At 68.2% G+C, this 14931-nt stretch carries 24 protein-coding genes; all 24 read right to left on the bottom strand.

Annotation, left to right across the window (positions count from 1 at the left end):
- Nucleotide 1: 1 nt before the first annotated feature.
- Nucleotides 2–184 (bottom strand): 50S ribosomal protein L30, encoded by a 183-nt coding sequence (rpmD, locus tag BN2279_RS23160; protein ID WP_059012887.1) that lies wholly within the window; start codon nt 182–184, stop codon nt 2–4.
- A complete protein-coding gene (gene rpsE / locus BN2279_RS23155; RefSeq protein WP_049567390.1) occupies nt 184–786 on the bottom strand; it encodes a 30S ribosomal protein S5 in 603 nt (200 codons plus the stop codon). Before rpsE ends, rpmD begins: the two co-directional genes overlap by 1 nt.
- A gap of 37 nt (nt 787–823) precedes the next feature.
- Entirely contained in the window at nt 824–1207 is a 384-nt protein-coding gene (gene rplR, locus BN2279_RS23150) for a 50S ribosomal protein L18 (RefSeq protein ID WP_059012885.1), read from the bottom strand.
- Between the two features lie 2 nt (nt 1208–1209).
- The gene (gene rplF, locus BN2279_RS23145; protein ID WP_059012884.1) at nt 1210–1749 is read right to left on the bottom strand and encodes a 50S ribosomal protein L6; all 540 of its coding nucleotides are present in this window, start codon (nt 1747–1749) and stop codon (nt 1210–1212) included.
- A 22-nt stretch (nt 1750–1771) separates the two neighbouring features.
- The gene (gene rpsH / locus BN2279_RS23140; RefSeq protein WP_059012882.1) at nt 1772–2170 is read right to left on the bottom strand and encodes a 30S ribosomal protein S8; all 399 of its coding nucleotides are present in this window, start codon (nt 2168–2170) and stop codon (nt 1772–1774) included.
- 82 nt (nt 2171–2252) lie between these two features.
- Nucleotides 2253–2438 carry a type Z 30S ribosomal protein S14 gene (locus tag BN2279_RS23135; protein WP_059013617.1) on the bottom strand — a complete coding sequence of 62 codons (186 nt, stop codon included), beginning with the start codon at nt 2436–2438 and terminating at the stop codon, nt 2253–2255.
- A 2-nt stretch (nt 2439–2440) separates the two neighbouring features.
- Nucleotides 2441–3007 (bottom strand): 50S ribosomal protein L5, encoded by a 567-nt coding sequence (gene rplE / locus BN2279_RS23130; protein ID WP_059012879.1) that lies wholly within the window; start codon nt 3005–3007, stop codon nt 2441–2443.
- Nucleotides 3007–3330, bottom strand: a complete 324-nt coding sequence (gene rplX, locus BN2279_RS23125; protein WP_059012877.1) for a 50S ribosomal protein L24 — start codon at nt 3328–3330, stop codon at nt 3007–3009. Before rplX ends, rplE begins: the two co-directional genes overlap by 1 nt.
- 2 nt (nt 3331–3332) lie before the next feature.
- Nucleotides 3333–3701 (bottom strand): 50S ribosomal protein L14, encoded by a 369-nt coding sequence (rplN, locus tag BN2279_RS23120; protein WP_059012876.1) that lies wholly within the window; start codon nt 3699–3701, stop codon nt 3333–3335.
- A gap of 3 nt (nt 3702–3704) precedes the next feature.
- On the bottom strand, nt 3705–3986 hold the full coding sequence (gene rpsQ, locus BN2279_RS23115) for a 30S ribosomal protein S17 (protein WP_059012874.1): 282 nt from the start codon (nt 3984–3986) through the stop codon (nt 3705–3707).
- Nucleotides 3986–4228 (bottom strand): 50S ribosomal protein L29, encoded by a 243-nt coding sequence (gene rpmC / locus BN2279_RS23110; protein ID WP_059012872.1) that lies wholly within the window; start codon nt 4226–4228, stop codon nt 3986–3988. The genes rpsQ and rpmC overlap by 1 nt, the downstream gene beginning before the upstream one ends.
- A complete protein-coding gene (rplP, locus tag BN2279_RS23105) occupies nt 4228–4647 on the bottom strand; it encodes a 50S ribosomal protein L16 (RefSeq protein ID WP_059012870.1) in 420 nt (139 codons plus the stop codon). The genes rpmC and rplP overlap by 1 nt, the downstream gene beginning before the upstream one ends.
- A gap of 4 nt (nt 4648–4651) precedes the next feature.
- Nucleotides 4652–5491 carry a 30S ribosomal protein S3 gene (gene rpsC, locus BN2279_RS23100; RefSeq protein WP_059012869.1) on the bottom strand — a complete coding sequence of 280 codons (840 nt, stop codon included), beginning with the start codon at nt 5489–5491 and terminating at the stop codon, nt 4652–4654.
- Nucleotides 5491–5838, bottom strand: coding sequence for a 50S ribosomal protein L22 (rplV, locus tag BN2279_RS23095; RefSeq protein WP_059013616.1), 348 nt, complete (start codon nt 5836–5838; stop codon nt 5491–5493). The genes rpsC and rplV overlap by 1 nt, the downstream gene beginning before the upstream one ends.
- 40 nt (nt 5839–5878) lie before the next feature.
- A complete protein-coding gene (rpsS, locus tag BN2279_RS23090; protein WP_059012867.1) occupies nt 5879–6160 on the bottom strand; it encodes a 30S ribosomal protein S19 in 282 nt (93 codons plus the stop codon).
- Nucleotides 6161–6172: 12 nt separating this feature from the next.
- Complete coding sequence (gene rplB / locus BN2279_RS23085; RefSeq protein ID WP_059012865.1) at nt 6173–7009, bottom strand: 50S ribosomal protein L2; 837 nt, start codon at nt 7007–7009, stop codon at nt 6173–6175.
- A gap of 38 nt (nt 7010–7047) precedes the next feature.
- The gene (gene rplW / locus BN2279_RS23080) at nt 7048–7380 is read right to left on the bottom strand and encodes a 50S ribosomal protein L23 (RefSeq protein ID WP_059012863.1); all 333 of its coding nucleotides are present in this window, start codon (nt 7378–7380) and stop codon (nt 7048–7050) included.
- A complete protein-coding gene (rplD, locus tag BN2279_RS23075) occupies nt 7380–8024 on the bottom strand; it encodes a 50S ribosomal protein L4 (RefSeq protein WP_059012862.1) in 645 nt (214 codons plus the stop codon). Before rplD ends, rplW begins: the two co-directional genes overlap by 1 nt.
- 7 nt (nt 8025–8031) lie before the next feature.
- On the bottom strand, nt 8032–8676 hold the full coding sequence (rplC, locus tag BN2279_RS23070; RefSeq protein WP_059012860.1) for a 50S ribosomal protein L3: 645 nt from the start codon (nt 8674–8676) through the stop codon (nt 8032–8034).
- Nucleotides 8677–8692: 16 nt separating this feature from the next.
- Complete coding sequence (gene rpsJ, locus BN2279_RS23065; RefSeq protein WP_016473429.1) at nt 8693–9001, bottom strand: 30S ribosomal protein S10; 309 nt, start codon at nt 8999–9001, stop codon at nt 8693–8695.
- A gap of 434 nt (nt 9002–9435) precedes the next feature.
- The gene (locus tag BN2279_RS23060; RefSeq protein WP_059012858.1) at nt 9436–10482 is read right to left on the bottom strand and encodes a DUF5954 family protein; all 1047 of its coding nucleotides are present in this window, start codon (nt 10480–10482) and stop codon (nt 9436–9438) included.
- A 92-nt stretch (nt 10483–10574) separates the two neighbouring features.
- A complete protein-coding gene (locus BN2279_RS23055) occupies nt 10575–11243 on the bottom strand; it encodes an NAD(P)-dependent oxidoreductase (RefSeq protein WP_059012856.1) in 669 nt (222 codons plus the stop codon).
- A gap of 167 nt (nt 11244–11410) precedes the next feature.
- Nucleotides 11411–12604 (bottom strand): elongation factor Tu, encoded by a 1194-nt coding sequence (gene tuf / locus BN2279_RS23050; protein WP_059012854.1) that lies wholly within the window; start codon nt 12602–12604, stop codon nt 11411–11413.
- 170 nt (nt 12605–12774) lie between these two features.
- A complete protein-coding gene (gene fusA / locus BN2279_RS23045) occupies nt 12775–14898 on the bottom strand; it encodes an elongation factor G (protein WP_059012852.1) in 2124 nt (707 codons plus the stop codon).
- Between the last annotated feature and the right edge of the window lie 33 nt (nt 14899–14931).

The following is a 14931-nucleotide window of genomic DNA, read 5'->3' as shown; positions in this document are numbered from 1 at the left end:
CTCAGTCCACCTCCTCGACCGTCACCAGATGCCGCACGGTCGTGGCCATGCCGCGGATCTCCGGGCGGTCTTCCTTGACGACCACGTCGTTGATACGCCGCAGCCCGAGCGAGCGCAGCGTCTCCCGGTGGTTCTGCTTGCTCCCGATGCGGGACTTGACCTGAGTGATCTTCAGCCGGGCCATCACGCACCCACCCCGGCGCGCGCCCGCAGCAGAGCGGCGGGAGCGACGTCCTCGAGCGGCAGACCACGGCGGGCGGCGATCTCCTCGGGGCGCTGAAGGCCCTTCAGAGCGGCCACCGTGGCGTGCACGATGTTGATCGGGTTGGACGAGCCGAGCGACTTGCTCAGCACGTCGTGGATGCCCGCGCACTCCAGCACGGCGCGCACCGGGCCGCCGGCGATCACGCCGGTACCCGGCGAGGCCGGCTTGAGCAGCACGACACCCGCGGCTTCCTCACCCTGGAACGGGTGCGGGATGGTGCCCTGGATGCGGGGGACCTTGAAGAAGTGCTTCTTGGCCTCCTCGACACCCTTGGCGATGGCGGCCGGCACCTCCTTGGCCTTGCCGTACCCGACACCGACGGTGCCGTCGCCGTCGCCCACCACGACCAGCGCGGTGAAGCTGAAGCGGCGACCACCCTTCACTACCTTGGCGACACGGTTGATCGCGACGACACGCTCGACGTACGCGGTCTTCTCGGCGGCGGCGCCGCCGTCCCGGCCCTTACGGTCCCGCCGCTCGCCGCCCCCCGCGCCACCACCGCGGCGCTGTGGTCCAGCCATTGGAATTACCTCTCTCGATTCAGTCGACGGGACCGGCTCAGAACTTGAGCCCCGCCTCGCGGGCGGCGTCCGCCAGCGCGGCGACGCGCCCGGCGTACCTGTTACCCCCGCGGTCGAACACCACGGCCTCGACGCCCGCGGCCCTGGCCCGCTCGGCCACCAGCGCGCCGACGCGCTTGGCCTTGTCGCTCTTGTCGCCCTCGGCGCCACGGATGGACACGTCGAGAGACGAGGCGGAGGCGAGCGTGTGCCCGACGGTGTCGTCCACGACCTGCGCCACCATGTGGCGGTTGGAACGAGTCACCACCAGGCGCGGACGCTCGGTCGTGCCGGAGATCTTCTTGCGGATGCGCACGTGGCGGCGCTTGTTCGCGACACGCTTGCGCGCGTCGCCCTTGGCGATCTTGATGCCGTATGCCATGGCTACTTACCAGCCTTTCCGACCTTGCGGCGGATGACTTCGCCCTCGTACTTCACGCCCTTGGCCTTGTACGGGTCGGGCTTCCGCAGCTTGCGGATGTTGGCCGCGACCTCGCCGACCTTCTGCTTGTCGATCCCCTCGACGCTGAACCGGGTCGGGGTCTCGACCTTGAACGCGATGCCCTCCGGGGGCTCGACGAGAATCGGGTGGCTGTAGCCCAGCGAGAACTCGAGGCTGGTGCCCTTGGCCTGGACGCGGTAACCGACGCCGCTGATCTCGAGCTTCTTGATGTAGCCCTGAGTGACACCGGTGATCATGTTGGCCACCAGCGTGCGCGACAGGCCGTGCAGAGCACGGTAGCGGTTCTCGTCGTTGGGACGGCTCACCAGGATGGCACCGTCCTCGCCACGGGACACCTCGATCGGCGCGACGACGGTGTGCGACAGGGCGCCCTTGGGGCCCTTCACCTCGACCTTGCGCCCCTCGATGGTGACGTCCACACCGGCGGGAATCTGGATCGGCTGCTTGCCAATACGCGACATGGCTCTCCTCCGTTCCCTTCCGTCACCAGACGTAGGCGAGGACTTCCCCACCCACGCCCTTCTTCTGCGCCTGCTTGTCGGTGAGCAGCCCGTGCGACGTGGAGATGATCGCCACGCCCAGGCCGCCGAGCACCTTCGGCAGACTCGTGGACTTCGCGTAGACCCGAAGGCCCGGCTTGGAGATCCGCTTGATGCCGGCGATCGAGCGCTCGCGGTTCGGGCCGTACTTCAGCTCGAGCACGAGGGCCTTGCCCACCTGGGCTTCCTCGGTCTTCCAGCCGGTGATGTAGCCCTCCTGCTGGAGGATCTCCGCGATGTGCGACTTGATCTTGCTGTGCGGCATCACGACGGAGTCGTGGTACGCCGAGTTCGCGTTCCGCAGACGGGTCAGCATGTCTGCGATCGGATCGGTCATGGTCATGTAACGGCCTTGGGCCTCTCTCGCCGGGGTTTCCTCGCCCGCGCGGTGACGCGCGGACACGGGACCTACGGCGTAGTCGGTGTTACCAGGAGCTCTTGGTGACGCCCGGCAGCTCGCCGCGGTGCGCCATCTCACGGAGGCACACACGGCACAGGCCGAACTTGCGGTACACGGAGTGCGGCCGGCCGCAGCGCTGGCAGCGCGTGTAGCCACGCACGGCGAACTTCGGCTTGCGGCTGGCCTTGGCGATCAGAGCCTTCTTCGCCACGGTCACGCCTCCTTGAAGGGGAATCCGAGGAGGCGCAGCAGGCTGCGGCCCTCGTCGTCGGTCGTGGCCGTGGTGACCACGGTGATGTCCATGCCCCGCACCCGGTCGATGCGGTCGGGGTCGATCTCGTGGAACATGACCTGCTCCGTGAGACCGAACGTGTAGTTCCCCCGCCCGTCGAACTGCTTGGGGGACAGGCCGCGGAAGTCGCGGATGCGCGGCAGCGCCAGCGACAGCAGCCGGTCGAGGAACTCCCACATCCGGTCGCCGCGCAGCGTCACGTGCGCGCCGATCGGCTGCCCCTCGCGCAGCTTGAACTGCGCGATGGACTTGCGGGCCTTGGTCACGGTCGGCTTCTGACCGGTGATCGTGGCGAGGTCGCGCACGGCGCCCTCGATCAGCTTGGAGTCGCGGGCGGCGTCGCCCACACCCATGTTGACCACGATCTTGGTCAGGCCCGGCACCTGCATGATGTTCGGGTACTGGAACTCGTCACGCAGCTTGCCGATGATCTCTTCGCGGTACCGCGTCTTCAGACGCGGCACGGCGTTGGCGGTGGCAGTGGTCATCAGATGTCCTCACCGGTCCGGCGCGCAACGCGGATCTTGTTGCCGTCCTCGTCGAAGCGGTAGCCGATCCGGGTGGTGACCTTCTTGCCGTCCTTCTCCACCACCAGCGCGACATTGCTCACGTGGATGGGGGCCTCGGTCGTGATGATGCCACCGGTCTTGGACCCGCGGGCGGTCGCGCCGGCCTTCGTGTGCTTCTTGACCCGGTTGACACCCTCGACCAGGACGCGGTCCTCGCGGGGGAAGGCCACGATGACCTTGCCCTGCTTGCCCTTGTCCTTACCGGTGATGACCTGGACCAGGTCGCCCTTCTTGATCTTCATGCTCACAGCACCTCCGGCGCGAGCGAGATGATCTTCATGAACTTCTTCTCGCGCAGCTCACGGCCCACCGGGCCGAAGATACGGGTGCCACGGGGGTCGCCGTCGTTCTTGAGGATGACGGCGGCGTTCTCGTCGAAGCGGATGTACGAGCCGTCCGGCCGCCGGCGCTCCTTGACGGCGCGCACGACGACAGCCTTGACGACGTCGCCCTTCTTCACATTGCCACCGGGGATAGCGTCCTTGACGGTGGCCACGATGACGTCACCGATGCCCGCGTAGCGGCGCCCGGATCCACCGAGAACGCGGATGCAGAGGATCTCCTTGGCACCCGTGTTGTCGGCGACGCGCAGTCGCGACTCCTGCTGGATCATTGGTTACTTCGCCTTCTCCAGAATCTCCACGACGCGCCAGCGCTTGGTCGCGGACAGCGGACGGGTCTCCATCAGAAGAACGCGGTCACCGATACCGGCGACGTTCTGCTCGTCGTGGGCCTTGAGCTTGCTCGTCCGGCGAATGATCTTGCCGTACAGGGCGTGCTTGACCCGGTCCTCGACAGCGACAACGACGGTCTTGTCCATCTTGTCGCTGACGACCAGACCCTCACGGGTCTTCCGTCGGCCGCGCTCAGTCGTCTCAGTCACAGTCTTCTCACTCATCAGGCGTTCTCCACCGCCCCGGCGGGCTCCACCGACTCGATACCGAGCTCGCGCTCGCGCATCAGCGTGTAGATCCGGGCGATGTCCTTGCGGACGGCCCTGAGCCGGCTGTTGTTCTCGAGCTGGCCGGTCGCCGCCTGGAAGCGGAGCCGGAACAGCTCCTCCTTCGCCTCGCGCAGCTTCACGACGAGCTCCTCGTCGTTCAGCTCCCGGAGCTCCGCTGCCTTGGTACCGGCTGCCATCACGCCTCACCTGCCTCGCGCCGGACGATCCGGCACTTCATCGGAAGCTTGTGCGCGGCGCGGATCAGCGCCTCACGAGCGATCTTCTCGTTGGGGTAGGAGAGCTCGAACATCACGCGCCCCGGCTTGACGTTCGCGATCCACCACTCCGGCGAACCCTTGCCGGAACCCATGCGGGTCTCGGCCGGCTTCTTGGTCAGCGGACGGTCGGGGTAGATGTTGATCCACACCTTGCCGCCACGCTTGATGTGCCGGGTCATCGAGATACGGGCGGCCTCGATCTGCCGGTTCGTCACGTAGGCGCCGGTGACGGCCTGGATGCCGTACTCACCGAAGGCGACCTCGGTACCACCCTTGGCAGCACCCTTGCGCTTGGGGTGGTGCTGCTTGCGGTACTTGACCTTGCGAGGGATCAGCATGGTCTCAGCTCTCCGTTCCCGTGCTCTCGGCGGCGGGGGCGGCGGGCGCCTCGGCCTTGGGAGCCTCGGCGGCGGGCGCGCCCTGCTGCTGCGGCCTGCGTCCGCGGCCACCGCGCTCGCCACGACCACGGGCGGGGCGGTCGCCACCGGGACCACCGGGACCGCGGGCCGGACGGTTCCCGGCGCGGGCGGCGGCGTTCTCGGCGCGGACCTCGGCGATGTTCTTCACGTCGCCCTTGTAGATCCAGACCTTGACCCCGATGCGGCCGAAGGTGGTGCGGGCCTCGAAGAAGCCGTAGTCCACGTTGGCGCGCAGGGTGTGCAGGGGCACGCGGCCCTCGCGGTAGAACTCGGAGCGGGACATCTCGGCGCCGCCGAGACGGCCGCCGCACTGGATCTTGATGCCCTTGGCGCCGGCCTTCATCGTGCTCTGCATCGACTTGCGCATGGCACGGCGGAAGGAGACGCGGGAGGAGAGCTGCTCGGCGACCGCCTGGGCGACGAGCTGCGCGTCCAGCTCGGGGTTTTTGACCTCGAGGATGTTGAACTGGATCTGCTTGCCGGTCAGCTTCTCCAGGTTGCCCCGGAGCCGGTCGGCCTCCGCGCCGCGGCGGCCGATGACGATGCCCGGCCGGGCGGTGTGGACGTCGACGCGGACGCGGTCGCGGGTGCGCTCGATCTCCACCTTGGAGATACCGGCGCGCTCCATGCCCTGCGTGAGCATGCGGCGGATCGCGACGTCTTCCTTGACGTAGTCCTTGTACAGCTTGTCGGCGTACCAGCGCGACTTGAAGTCGGTGGTGATGCCGAGCCGGAACCCGTGCGGGTTTACCTTCTGCCCCATTACCGGGTCCCTTCCTTGCTGCTGACGACCACCGTGATGTGGCTGGTCCGCTTACGGATCCGGTAGGCGCGGCCCTGGGCACGCGGCCGGAACCGCTTCAGGGTCGGGCCCTCGTCGACGTACGCCTCACTCACGTAAAGGCTGGCGACGTCCGTGTGGTTGTAGTTGTGCGCGGCGTTGGCGATGGCGCTGTCGAGCACCTTGCCCACCGGCTCACTGGCGGCCTGCGGGGCGAAGCGCAGGACCGCCTGGGCCTCCGCGGCGTCCTTGCCGCGAATGAGGTCCACCACACGGCGGGCCTTCATGGGCGTGACGCGGATGTACCGCGCGATAGCCCTGGCTTCCATGGTTGTCCCTTCGGTGTCGGTCATGATCTGCACACCCCGCTCAGCGGCGCCGCGACTTGCGGTCGTCCTTCACGTGGCCGCGGAAGGTGCGGGTCGGCGCGAACTCGCCGAGCTTGTGGCCGACCATCGACTCGGTGACGAACACCGGGACGTGCTTACGGCCGTCGTGCACCGCGATCGTGTGGCCCAGCATCGCCGGGACGATCATCGAGCGGCGCGACCAGGTCTTGATGACGTTCTTGGTACCGGCTTCGTTCTGCGTGTCCACCTTCTTGATCAGGTGGTCGTCGACGAAGGGTCCCTTCTTCAGACTGCGCGGCATCGCAACCTGCTCCTAGCGCTTCTTGTTCGTCTTGCGGCGGCGGACGATGTACTTGTTGCTGGCCTTCTTCGGCGAGCGCGTACGGCCTTCCTTCTTGCCCCAGGGCGAGACGGGGTGACGGCCACCCGAGGTACGGCCCTCACCACCACCGTGGGGGTGGTCGACGGGGTTCATCACGACGCCGCGGACGCTCGGCCGGACGCCCTTCCAGCGCATCCGGCCGGCCTTGCCCCAGTTGATGTTCGACTGCTCGGCGTTGCCGACCTCGCCGACAGTGGCGCGGCAGCGGACGTCGACCAGGCGGATCTCGCCCGAGGGCATGCGCAGGTGGGCCATGCGGCCCTCCTTGGCCAGGAGCTGCACGGAGGCACCGGCGGAGCGGGCGAACTTGGCGCCGCCGCCCGGCTGGAGCTCGATCGCGTGGATCACGGTACCGACCGGGATGTTGCGCAGCGGCAGGTTGTTGCCGGGCTTGATGTCGGCCCCGGCCCCGTTCTCCACCCGGTCACCCTGCTTGAGGTGGGCCGGGGCGATGATGTACCGCTTCTCGCCGTCCGCGTAGTGCAGCAGCGCGATGCGGGCGGTGCGGTTGGGGTCGTACTCGATGTGCGCGACCTTGGCGGGCACGCCGTCCTTGTCGTGCCGGCGGAAGTCGATCACACGGTAGGCGCGCTTGTGGCCACCGCCCTGGTGGCGGACGGCTACGCGACCGGCGTTGTCCCGGCCACCCTTGCTGTGCAGGGGGCGGACCAGCGACTTCTCCGGCGTGGACCGCGTGATCTCGACGAAGTCGGCGACGCTGGAGCCACGACGGCCCGGAGTCGTCGGCTTGTACTTGCGGATTCCCATTTCTTAGTCCTCGTCCGGTATCGGACGGACCGGCTCCCCTAGGAGACCGGACCGCCGAAGATGTCGATGCTGTCGCCCTCGGCGAGGGTCACGATGGCTCGCTTGGTGCTGGCACGCCGGCCGAAACCGGTGCGGGTGCGCTTGCGCTTGCCCTGCCGGTTGATCGTGTGGACCGAGGTGACCTTGACCGAGAAGACCGCCTGGACGGCCTGCTTGATCTGGGTCTTGTTCGCCCGCGGGTCGACGATGAACGTGTACTTGTTCTCGTCGAGCAGCGCGTAGCTCTTCTCGGACACGACCGGCTTGATCAGGATGTCGTGCGGGTGCGTGATCTCCTTGCTGGAGACCTCGGCGACGGTTCCCTCACTCATCAGGCGTCGCTCCCTTCGGACTTGGCCGGGCCCGCCACGAAGCGGTCGAAGGCGGCCTTGGTGAACACCACGTCGTCGGAGTCGATGACGTCGTAGGTGTTGAGCTGGCCCGGGTCGATCAGGTGCACCTGGGGCAGGTTGCGGGCCGAGAGCCACGAGGTCTCGTCCTTGCGGTCGGCGACCAGCAGGACCTTCTTGCGGTCGCTGATCTTGCCGAGCAGCGTGCGGGCCGCGCGGGTGGAGACCTCGCCGTCCACGACGCCGGTGACGATGTGGATGCGGTCGTTCCTGGCCCGGTCGGTGAGGGCACCGCGCAGGGCGGCGGCCTTCATCTTCTTCGGGGTCCGCTGGCTGTAGTCACGCGGCACGGGACCGTGCACGACGCCACCGCCGGTGAACTGCGGGGCGCGGACGGAGCCCTGACGGGCGCGGCCGGTGCCCTTCTGGCGGTACGGCTTCTTGCCACCGCCGCGGACCTCGCCGCGGTTCTTGGCCTTGTGCGTGCCCTGGCGGGCGGCGGCGAGCTGGGCCACGACGACCTGGTGGATCAGCGGAACGCTGACCCGGGCGTCGAAGATCTCGGCGGGCAGCTCGACGGTGCCGGTCTTCTCACCGGCGGGCGAAAGGATGTCTACGGTGCTCATGGCTAACTCAGGCCCCCTTGGCCGCGGTGCGGACCAGGACGAGGCCGCCGTTGGGGCCGGGCACCGCGCCCTTGATGAGCAGCAGGCCCTTCTCCGCGTCAACGGCGTGGACGGTCAGGTTCTGGGTGGTCACGCGCTCGTTGCCCATCCGGCCGGCCATGCGCAGGCCCTTGAACACGCGGCCCGGGGTGGCGCAGCCACCGATGGAGCCCGGCGAGCGGTGCTTGCGCTGGGTGCCGTGCGAGGCGCCGAGACCGGCGAAGCCGTGGCGCTTCATGACACCGGCGGTGCCCTTGCCCTTGCTGGTGCCGGTCACATCGACCTTGACGCCGGACTCGAACACCTCGGCGGTGATCTCCTGCCCGAGGGTGTACTCGGCGGCGTCGGCGGTCCGCAGCTCGACCAGGTGGCGGCGCGGGGTGACGTCGGCCTTGGTGAAGTGGCCCTTGAGGGGCTTGTTCACCTTGCGGGGGTCGATCTCGCCGAACGCGATCTGGACGGCCTCGTAGCCGTCCCTGTCATTGGTGCGCACCTGGGTCACGACACAGGGCCCGGCCTTGACCACGGTCACCGGGACGACACGGTTGTTGTCGTCCCAGACCTGGGTCATGCCGAGCTTCTCGCCCAGGACGCCCTTGATCTGCTTCGTCATCTCTCTTCCGCGCCTCTCAGAGCTTGATCTCGATGTCGACGCCGGCCGGGAGGTCCAGGCGCATCAGCGAGTCAACGGTCTTGGGGGTCGGGTCGAGGATGTCGATCAGCCGCTTGTGGGTGCGCATCTCGAAGTGCTCGCGCGAGTCCTTGTACTTGTGCGGCGACTTGATGACGCAGTACACGTTCTTCTCAGTGGGCAGCGGCACCGGGCCCGCGACCGACGCACCCGTGCGGGTCACCGTCTCGACGATCTTCTTCGCCGAGTTGTCGATGACCTCGTGGTCGTAGGCCTTGAGCCGGATGCGGATCTTCTGTCCCGCCATGGCTACTTCGTCGTCCTGTCTCTTCGTCAACGCTCTGGAACCCGGTACTCCCCCGCCGACCCACGCGGTCGGGCGTGTCGCACTCATTCTCAGATTCCGCCCCCGAGGGGGCGCCCTCCGGCCGCGAGGCCGTCGGGAGGTTTCCTCTGTGAGGAGTGGGGGAAGATCTCCACCGGGTGCCTGGCTGATGCCCCGCCCACGCTTCCCGGAAGATCCCGGTATTTCCGCTGCTACCCCGTTGACCAGGGCATATATGCAGCGACGAATACAGTGGGACTCGCTTCCGGTCCTCCCGGCGGGAGGCGCGCAGCATCGGCTGTCAACCGAGCAACCTGGTCAGTGTGCCATATCGCCCACCGACAGTGCCAATCGGGCGAGAAGCATGGTTCCCGGCGGTCCCGGACGGGCGCCGGCCCGGCCGGGACCGCCGCCGGTCACCCCTCCTCCGCGGCCTTCTTGGCGCGCTCGCGCTCCTCCACCTCGGCCAGCGGCGGGTGCAACTGCATCGGCCCGTAGGGGTCCTGGTCGCTGGGGCGCGGCGGCTCCGGCCCGTCGGGGCCGATCCGCACCAGCCGCTCCACCCGGATCACCCGGAAGCGCCGCCCCAGGACCCGGAGTTCGTCGCGCGGCGGCCCCGCGCGGTAGACCTCGGCGGCCCTGGCGTACGTGGCGGCGTCGGCTGCCGAGACGCCCTGCTCCAGCTTCGGCAGGAACTCGGCCAGGTAGTTGTACAGCGTCGCGCGGGCCTCGTGCGGGCTGCCCTGGAGGGCGGCCATCGGCTCCCAGGACTTGGTCTTCCGCTCGGCGAACGTGAACGCCGCCGGCAGCAGCACCACCCCGGGGTGGGAGATCAGCGCGCGGCGGGAGTCCTCCCGGACGTCCCTGGGGATGCGCGGCGCCTCGTAGTGCAGCGAGAGCAGTTCCATCCGCTGGATGCTCTCCATGATCCCGGTCGGGTTCGCGTGGTCGATGACGAAGCCCCGGGTCCGGCTCGGCGCGTTACGGCGGGCCCGGTCGCCCAGGTCGCGCGAGGGGTCGTCGGGGTCGGTCGGCCTCGGCCCCTCGATGCCGTCGGGTCCGGTGCGGGCGAACTCGTCGCCGCGCACGACACGGTAGCGGGTGTCGCCGACGGCGACCTCGTCGACCGGCTCCCGTTCCAGCAGGGCGACCGCGGCGAGCAGACGCTCCCGCAGCGGGTCGCCGGGCGCCGTCTCCTCCTTCGCCTTGAACCACAGGTGGGAGTTGAGCCCGTCCCTGGAGTGCTGCGCGAAGCCGTCCCCCACGTCGCTGAGCAGGCGCCAGCTCTCCCCGTCCTCGGGCCGCTGCTCGGCGAACCCGAAGACCGGCCCTCTGATGACGACATGGGGATACCGCTCGGCGGCCTTGATCGTGTCCTGCTCCGTGACCTCGGAGACCGGGTCGTCCCGGTGGGTGACGCGGAAGGTCAGGTGACGCGGTGGACTGTTCCCGTGATCCTTCATGCGCCCAGCGTGACAGCCGTACCGGTACGCGGTCAGGTGATTACGGGAAGTGCCCCACTTCGGGGGCTACCTTGCCCCCGTGTTCACGCCTTTCACGCCTCTCGCTCCCCGTGGGCGACCGTGAACCGCTCCCCGAGGTGGCGCGGCTTCTCGATCTCGTCGACCAGCGCGACCGCGTAGTCCTCCAGGGAGATCGCGCTCTGTCCCCGCGCGTCGGTGACCAGTTCGTCCAGCCCGGTCTCGTACCGCCCGGTCCGGCGGCCCGGCCGGACGCAGGCGGCGGGGCTGAGGCAGGTCCAGCGGATCTCGCCGGCGACCCGGCGCAGGTACGCCAGGGCGTCGGCGTGCGCCCGCATGATGAGCAGCACGTCCTCCGGGACCCCGGGGGTGTCCTGGAGGAGGCCGCCGCCCGGGACGCGCAGCGACCCGGCGCCGCCGACCACGATCAGCCGGGGTGCCCCGGCCCCCAGCGTGTGCAGGCCGGCCACCAGCGACTCGGCCGCGGGCCGCAGGAGAGCCCGGTGCCCCGGCCCGTCGCCGCCGCCGACGGCGCTGACCAGGACGTCCTGGTCACGGGCCGCCAGGCTGACGGACGCCGGGTCGAGGACGTCACCGGTGACGACCGTCAGGTTCCGGTGGGTCCTGCTGACCGACGCGGGGTCGCGGACCACGGCCGTGATCGTGTGACCGCGGTCGAGGGCCTCGCTGACGACGCGGTGACCGATGGCGCCATTCGCCCCGAAGTTCGCGATCCTGGCCATGAGGTGCTCCCTGTGGTGTTTCGCGGCTGTCCGCCGCCAGGGTGCCACCGGTGCGGGCCCGAGTCATGGAGGCGCCCGCTGGGCGCGGAAAAGCGGACGGGCCCCGTTCCGCATGGATTCCATGCGGAACGGGGCCCGTCGTGCCGTTGCCCGAGCCGGGCGTCAGATCACTTGATGATCTTGGTGACCTGGCCGGCGCCCACGGTCCGGCCACCCTCGCGGATGGCGAACTTCAGGCCCTCCTCCATGGCGATCGGCTGGATCAGCTCGACCTTCATGTCGGTGTTGTCGCCGGGCATGACCATCTCGGTGCCCTCGGGGAGGTGCACCACGCCGGTCACGTCCGTCGTCCGGAAGTAGAACTGCGGGCGGTAGTTGTTGAAGAAGGGGGTGTGACGGCCACCCTCGTCCTTCGACAGGATGTACGCGGTCGCCTCGAAGTCGGTGTGCGGGGTGACCGAACCCGGCTTGATGACGACCTGGCCGCGCTCGACGTCCTCGCGCTTGATGCCGCGGAGGAGCAGACCGACGTTCTCACCGGCCCGGCCCTCGTCCAGCAGCTTCCGGAACATCTCGATACCGGTGACGGTGGTGGTGGCCTTCGTCTCCTTGATACCGATGATGTCGACGGTCTCGTTGACCTTGAGGATGCCGCGCTCGATACGACCGGTCACGACGGTGCCGCGGCCGGTGATCGTGAAGACGTCCTCGATCGGCATCAGGAACGGCTTGTCGACGTCGCGCTCCGGCTGCGGGATGGCCTCGTCCACGGCCTTCATCAGCTCGAGAACGGTCTTGGCCCACTCGGGGTCACCCTCGAGCGCCTTCAGCGCGGAGACCTTGACGACCGGCACGTCGTCGCCCGGGAACTCGTACTCGGTGAGGAGTTCACGGACCTCGAGCTCGACGAGCTCCATGATCTCCTCGTCGTCCACCATGTCCGCCTTGTTCAGGGCGACCACGATGTACGGCACGCCGACCTGGCGGGCCAGGAGCACGTGCTCCTTGGTCTGCGGCATCGGGCCGTCGGTGGCGGCGACCACCAGGATGGCGCCGTCCATCTGGGCGGCACCGGTGATCATGTTCTTGATGTAGTCCGCGTGCCCCGGGCAGTCGACGTGGGCGTAGTGCCGGCTCTCGGTCTGGTACTCGACGTGCGCGATGGAGATGGTGATACCGCGCTGGCGCTCCTCGGGCGCCTTGTCGATGTTCTCAAACGCGAAAGTCTCGTTCAGGTCCGGGAACTCGTCGTGCAGCACCTTGGTAATCGCCGCGGTAAGCGTCGTCTTGCCGTGGTCGATGTGACCGATGGTGCCAATGTTGACGTGCGGCTTAGTCCGCTCGAACTTCGCCTTCGCCACTGGGGTCCTCCTGTGGACTGGTGCTGTACGCCCCCCGCACCTTGCGGAAGGTTTTCAGATGGTCGACCGAACCGGCCAGGACCCCGAGGGGGACGCCCTTGACCGCTTCGTTGAAGGGCTGGGCTCCGGGGGCGAAACGCCCCCGAACGCCCCTTGCTCCAGCTTAAGGGTTACTCGCCCTTGGCCTTCGCGATGATCTCCTCGGCGACGTTCCGCGGAACCTCTCCGTAGGAATCGAACTGCATGCTGTAGCTCGCACGACCCGAGGTCTTGCTGCGCAGGTCACCCACGTAACCGAACATCTCGGAGAGCGGCACGAGCGCCTTGACGACCTTGGCGCCGCTCCGGTCCTCCATGGCCTGGATCTGGCCACGGCGGGAGTTGATGTCACCGATCACGTCACCCATGTAGTCCTCGGGCGTGGTGACCTCGACGGCCATCAGCGGCTCCAGGAGAACCGGCCCGGCCTTGCGGGCGGCCTCCTTGAACGCCATGGAACCGGCGATCTTGAACGCCATCTCGGACGAGTCGACGTCGTGGAACGCGCCGTCGAGCAGGGTCACCTTGACACCGGTCAGCGGGTAGCCGGCGAGCACGCCGAACTCCATCGCCTCCTGGCATCCCGCGTCCACCGAGGGGATGTACTCCTTGGGGATGCGGCCACCGGTGACCTTGTTCTCGAACTCGTACCCGTCGCCCTCGAGCGGCTCCAGCGCGATCTGCACCTTGGCGAACTGACCGGAACCACCGGTCTGCTTCTTGTGCGTGTAGTCGTGCTTCTCGACCGTCTTCCGCAGCGTCTCCCGGTAGGCGACCTGCGGCTTGCCGACGTTGGCCTCGACCTTGAACTCGCGCTTCATCCGGTCGACCAGCACATCGAGGTGCAGCTCGCCCATGCCGGAGATGATCGTCTGACCGGTCTCCTGGTCGGCCTTGACCTGGAAGGACGGGTCCTCCTCGGCCAGACGCTGGATCGCGATGCCCAGCTTCTCCTGGTCGCCCTTCGACTTGGGCTCGATGGCGACCTCGATGACCGGGGCCGGGAAGTCCATCGACTCCAGGATCACCGGGTTGCCCGGGTCGCACAGCGTCTCGCCCGTGGTCGTCTGCTTCAGACCCATGACGGCGACGATGTCGCCCGCGCCCACACGGTCGATCTCCTCACGCTTGTTCGCGTGCATGCGGTAGATCTTGCCGATGCGCTCCTTGCGGTCCTTCACCGAGTTCTGCACCTGCGCGCCGGCCTGCAGCACACCGGAGTAGATCCGGATGAAGGTGAGCTTGCCCAGGTGGGGGTCGCTCATGATCTTGAACGCGAGCGCCGCGAGCGGCTCCTCCTCGGACGGCTTGCGCGTGAGGACCTGCTCGGGGTCGCGCGGGGAGTGCCCCTCGACCGCCTCGATGTCCAGCGGCGACGGCAGGTACCGGATGACCGCGTCGAGCAGGGGCTGCACGCCCTTGTTCTTGAACGCGGTGCCGCAGAACACCGGGGTGACGGTCATGGAGCCCTCGTTGCCCGTGGAGGCGAGGGTGACGCGGCGGACGGCCGCGTAGAGCTGGTCCACGGAGGGCTCCTCGCCCTCCAGGTACAGCTCCATCATCTCCTCGTCGTTCTCCGCGACGGCCTCGACCAGCTTGGCGTGCCACTCCTCCGCCTGGTCCTGGAGGTCCGCGGGGATGTCGACGACGTCGTACATCTCGCCGAGCTTGGTCTCCTCCGACCACACCAGGGCCTTCATGCGGACGAGGTCCACCACGCCCTTGAAGTCGGCCTCGGCGCCGATCGGGAGCTGCATGACCAGCGGGGTCGCGTTCAGCCGGTCGACGATCATGTCGACGCAGCGGAAGAAGTCGGCCCCCGTGCGGTCCAGCTTGTTCACGAAGCAGATGCGCGGCACGCCGTAACGGTCCGCCTGGCGCCAGACCGTCTCGGACTGCGGCTCGACACCGGCCACGCCGTCGAACACCGTGACGGCACCGTCGAGGACGCGCAGCGAGCGCTCCACCTCGACCGTGAAGTCGACGTGTCCCGGGGTGTCGATGATGTTGATGGTGTGATCGACGTCGTCCAGCGCCCAGTGACAGGTGGTCGCGGCGGACGTGATCGTGATGCCGCGTTCCTGCTCCTGGGCCATCCAGTCCATGGTGGCGGCGCCGTCGTGAACCTCACCGATCTTGTAGCTCACGCCGGTGTAGTACAGGATCCGCTCGGTGGTCGTCGTCTTGCCCGCGTCGATGTGGGCCATGATCCCGATGTTCCGGACCCTGGCCAGGTCAAGTGAAGTGGTAGCCATATGGCTTCGGTCTTCTCTCGGTCTCGATGGGGT

It is taken from the genome of Streptomyces specialis, assembly GCF_001493375.1.
Lineage (GTDB): Bacteria > Actinomycetota > Actinomycetes > Streptomycetales > Streptomycetaceae > Streptomyces > Streptomyces specialis.
The sequence above is the reverse complement of the archived record's forward strand: the minus strand, read 5'-3'. Positions and strand labels throughout refer to the sequence as shown.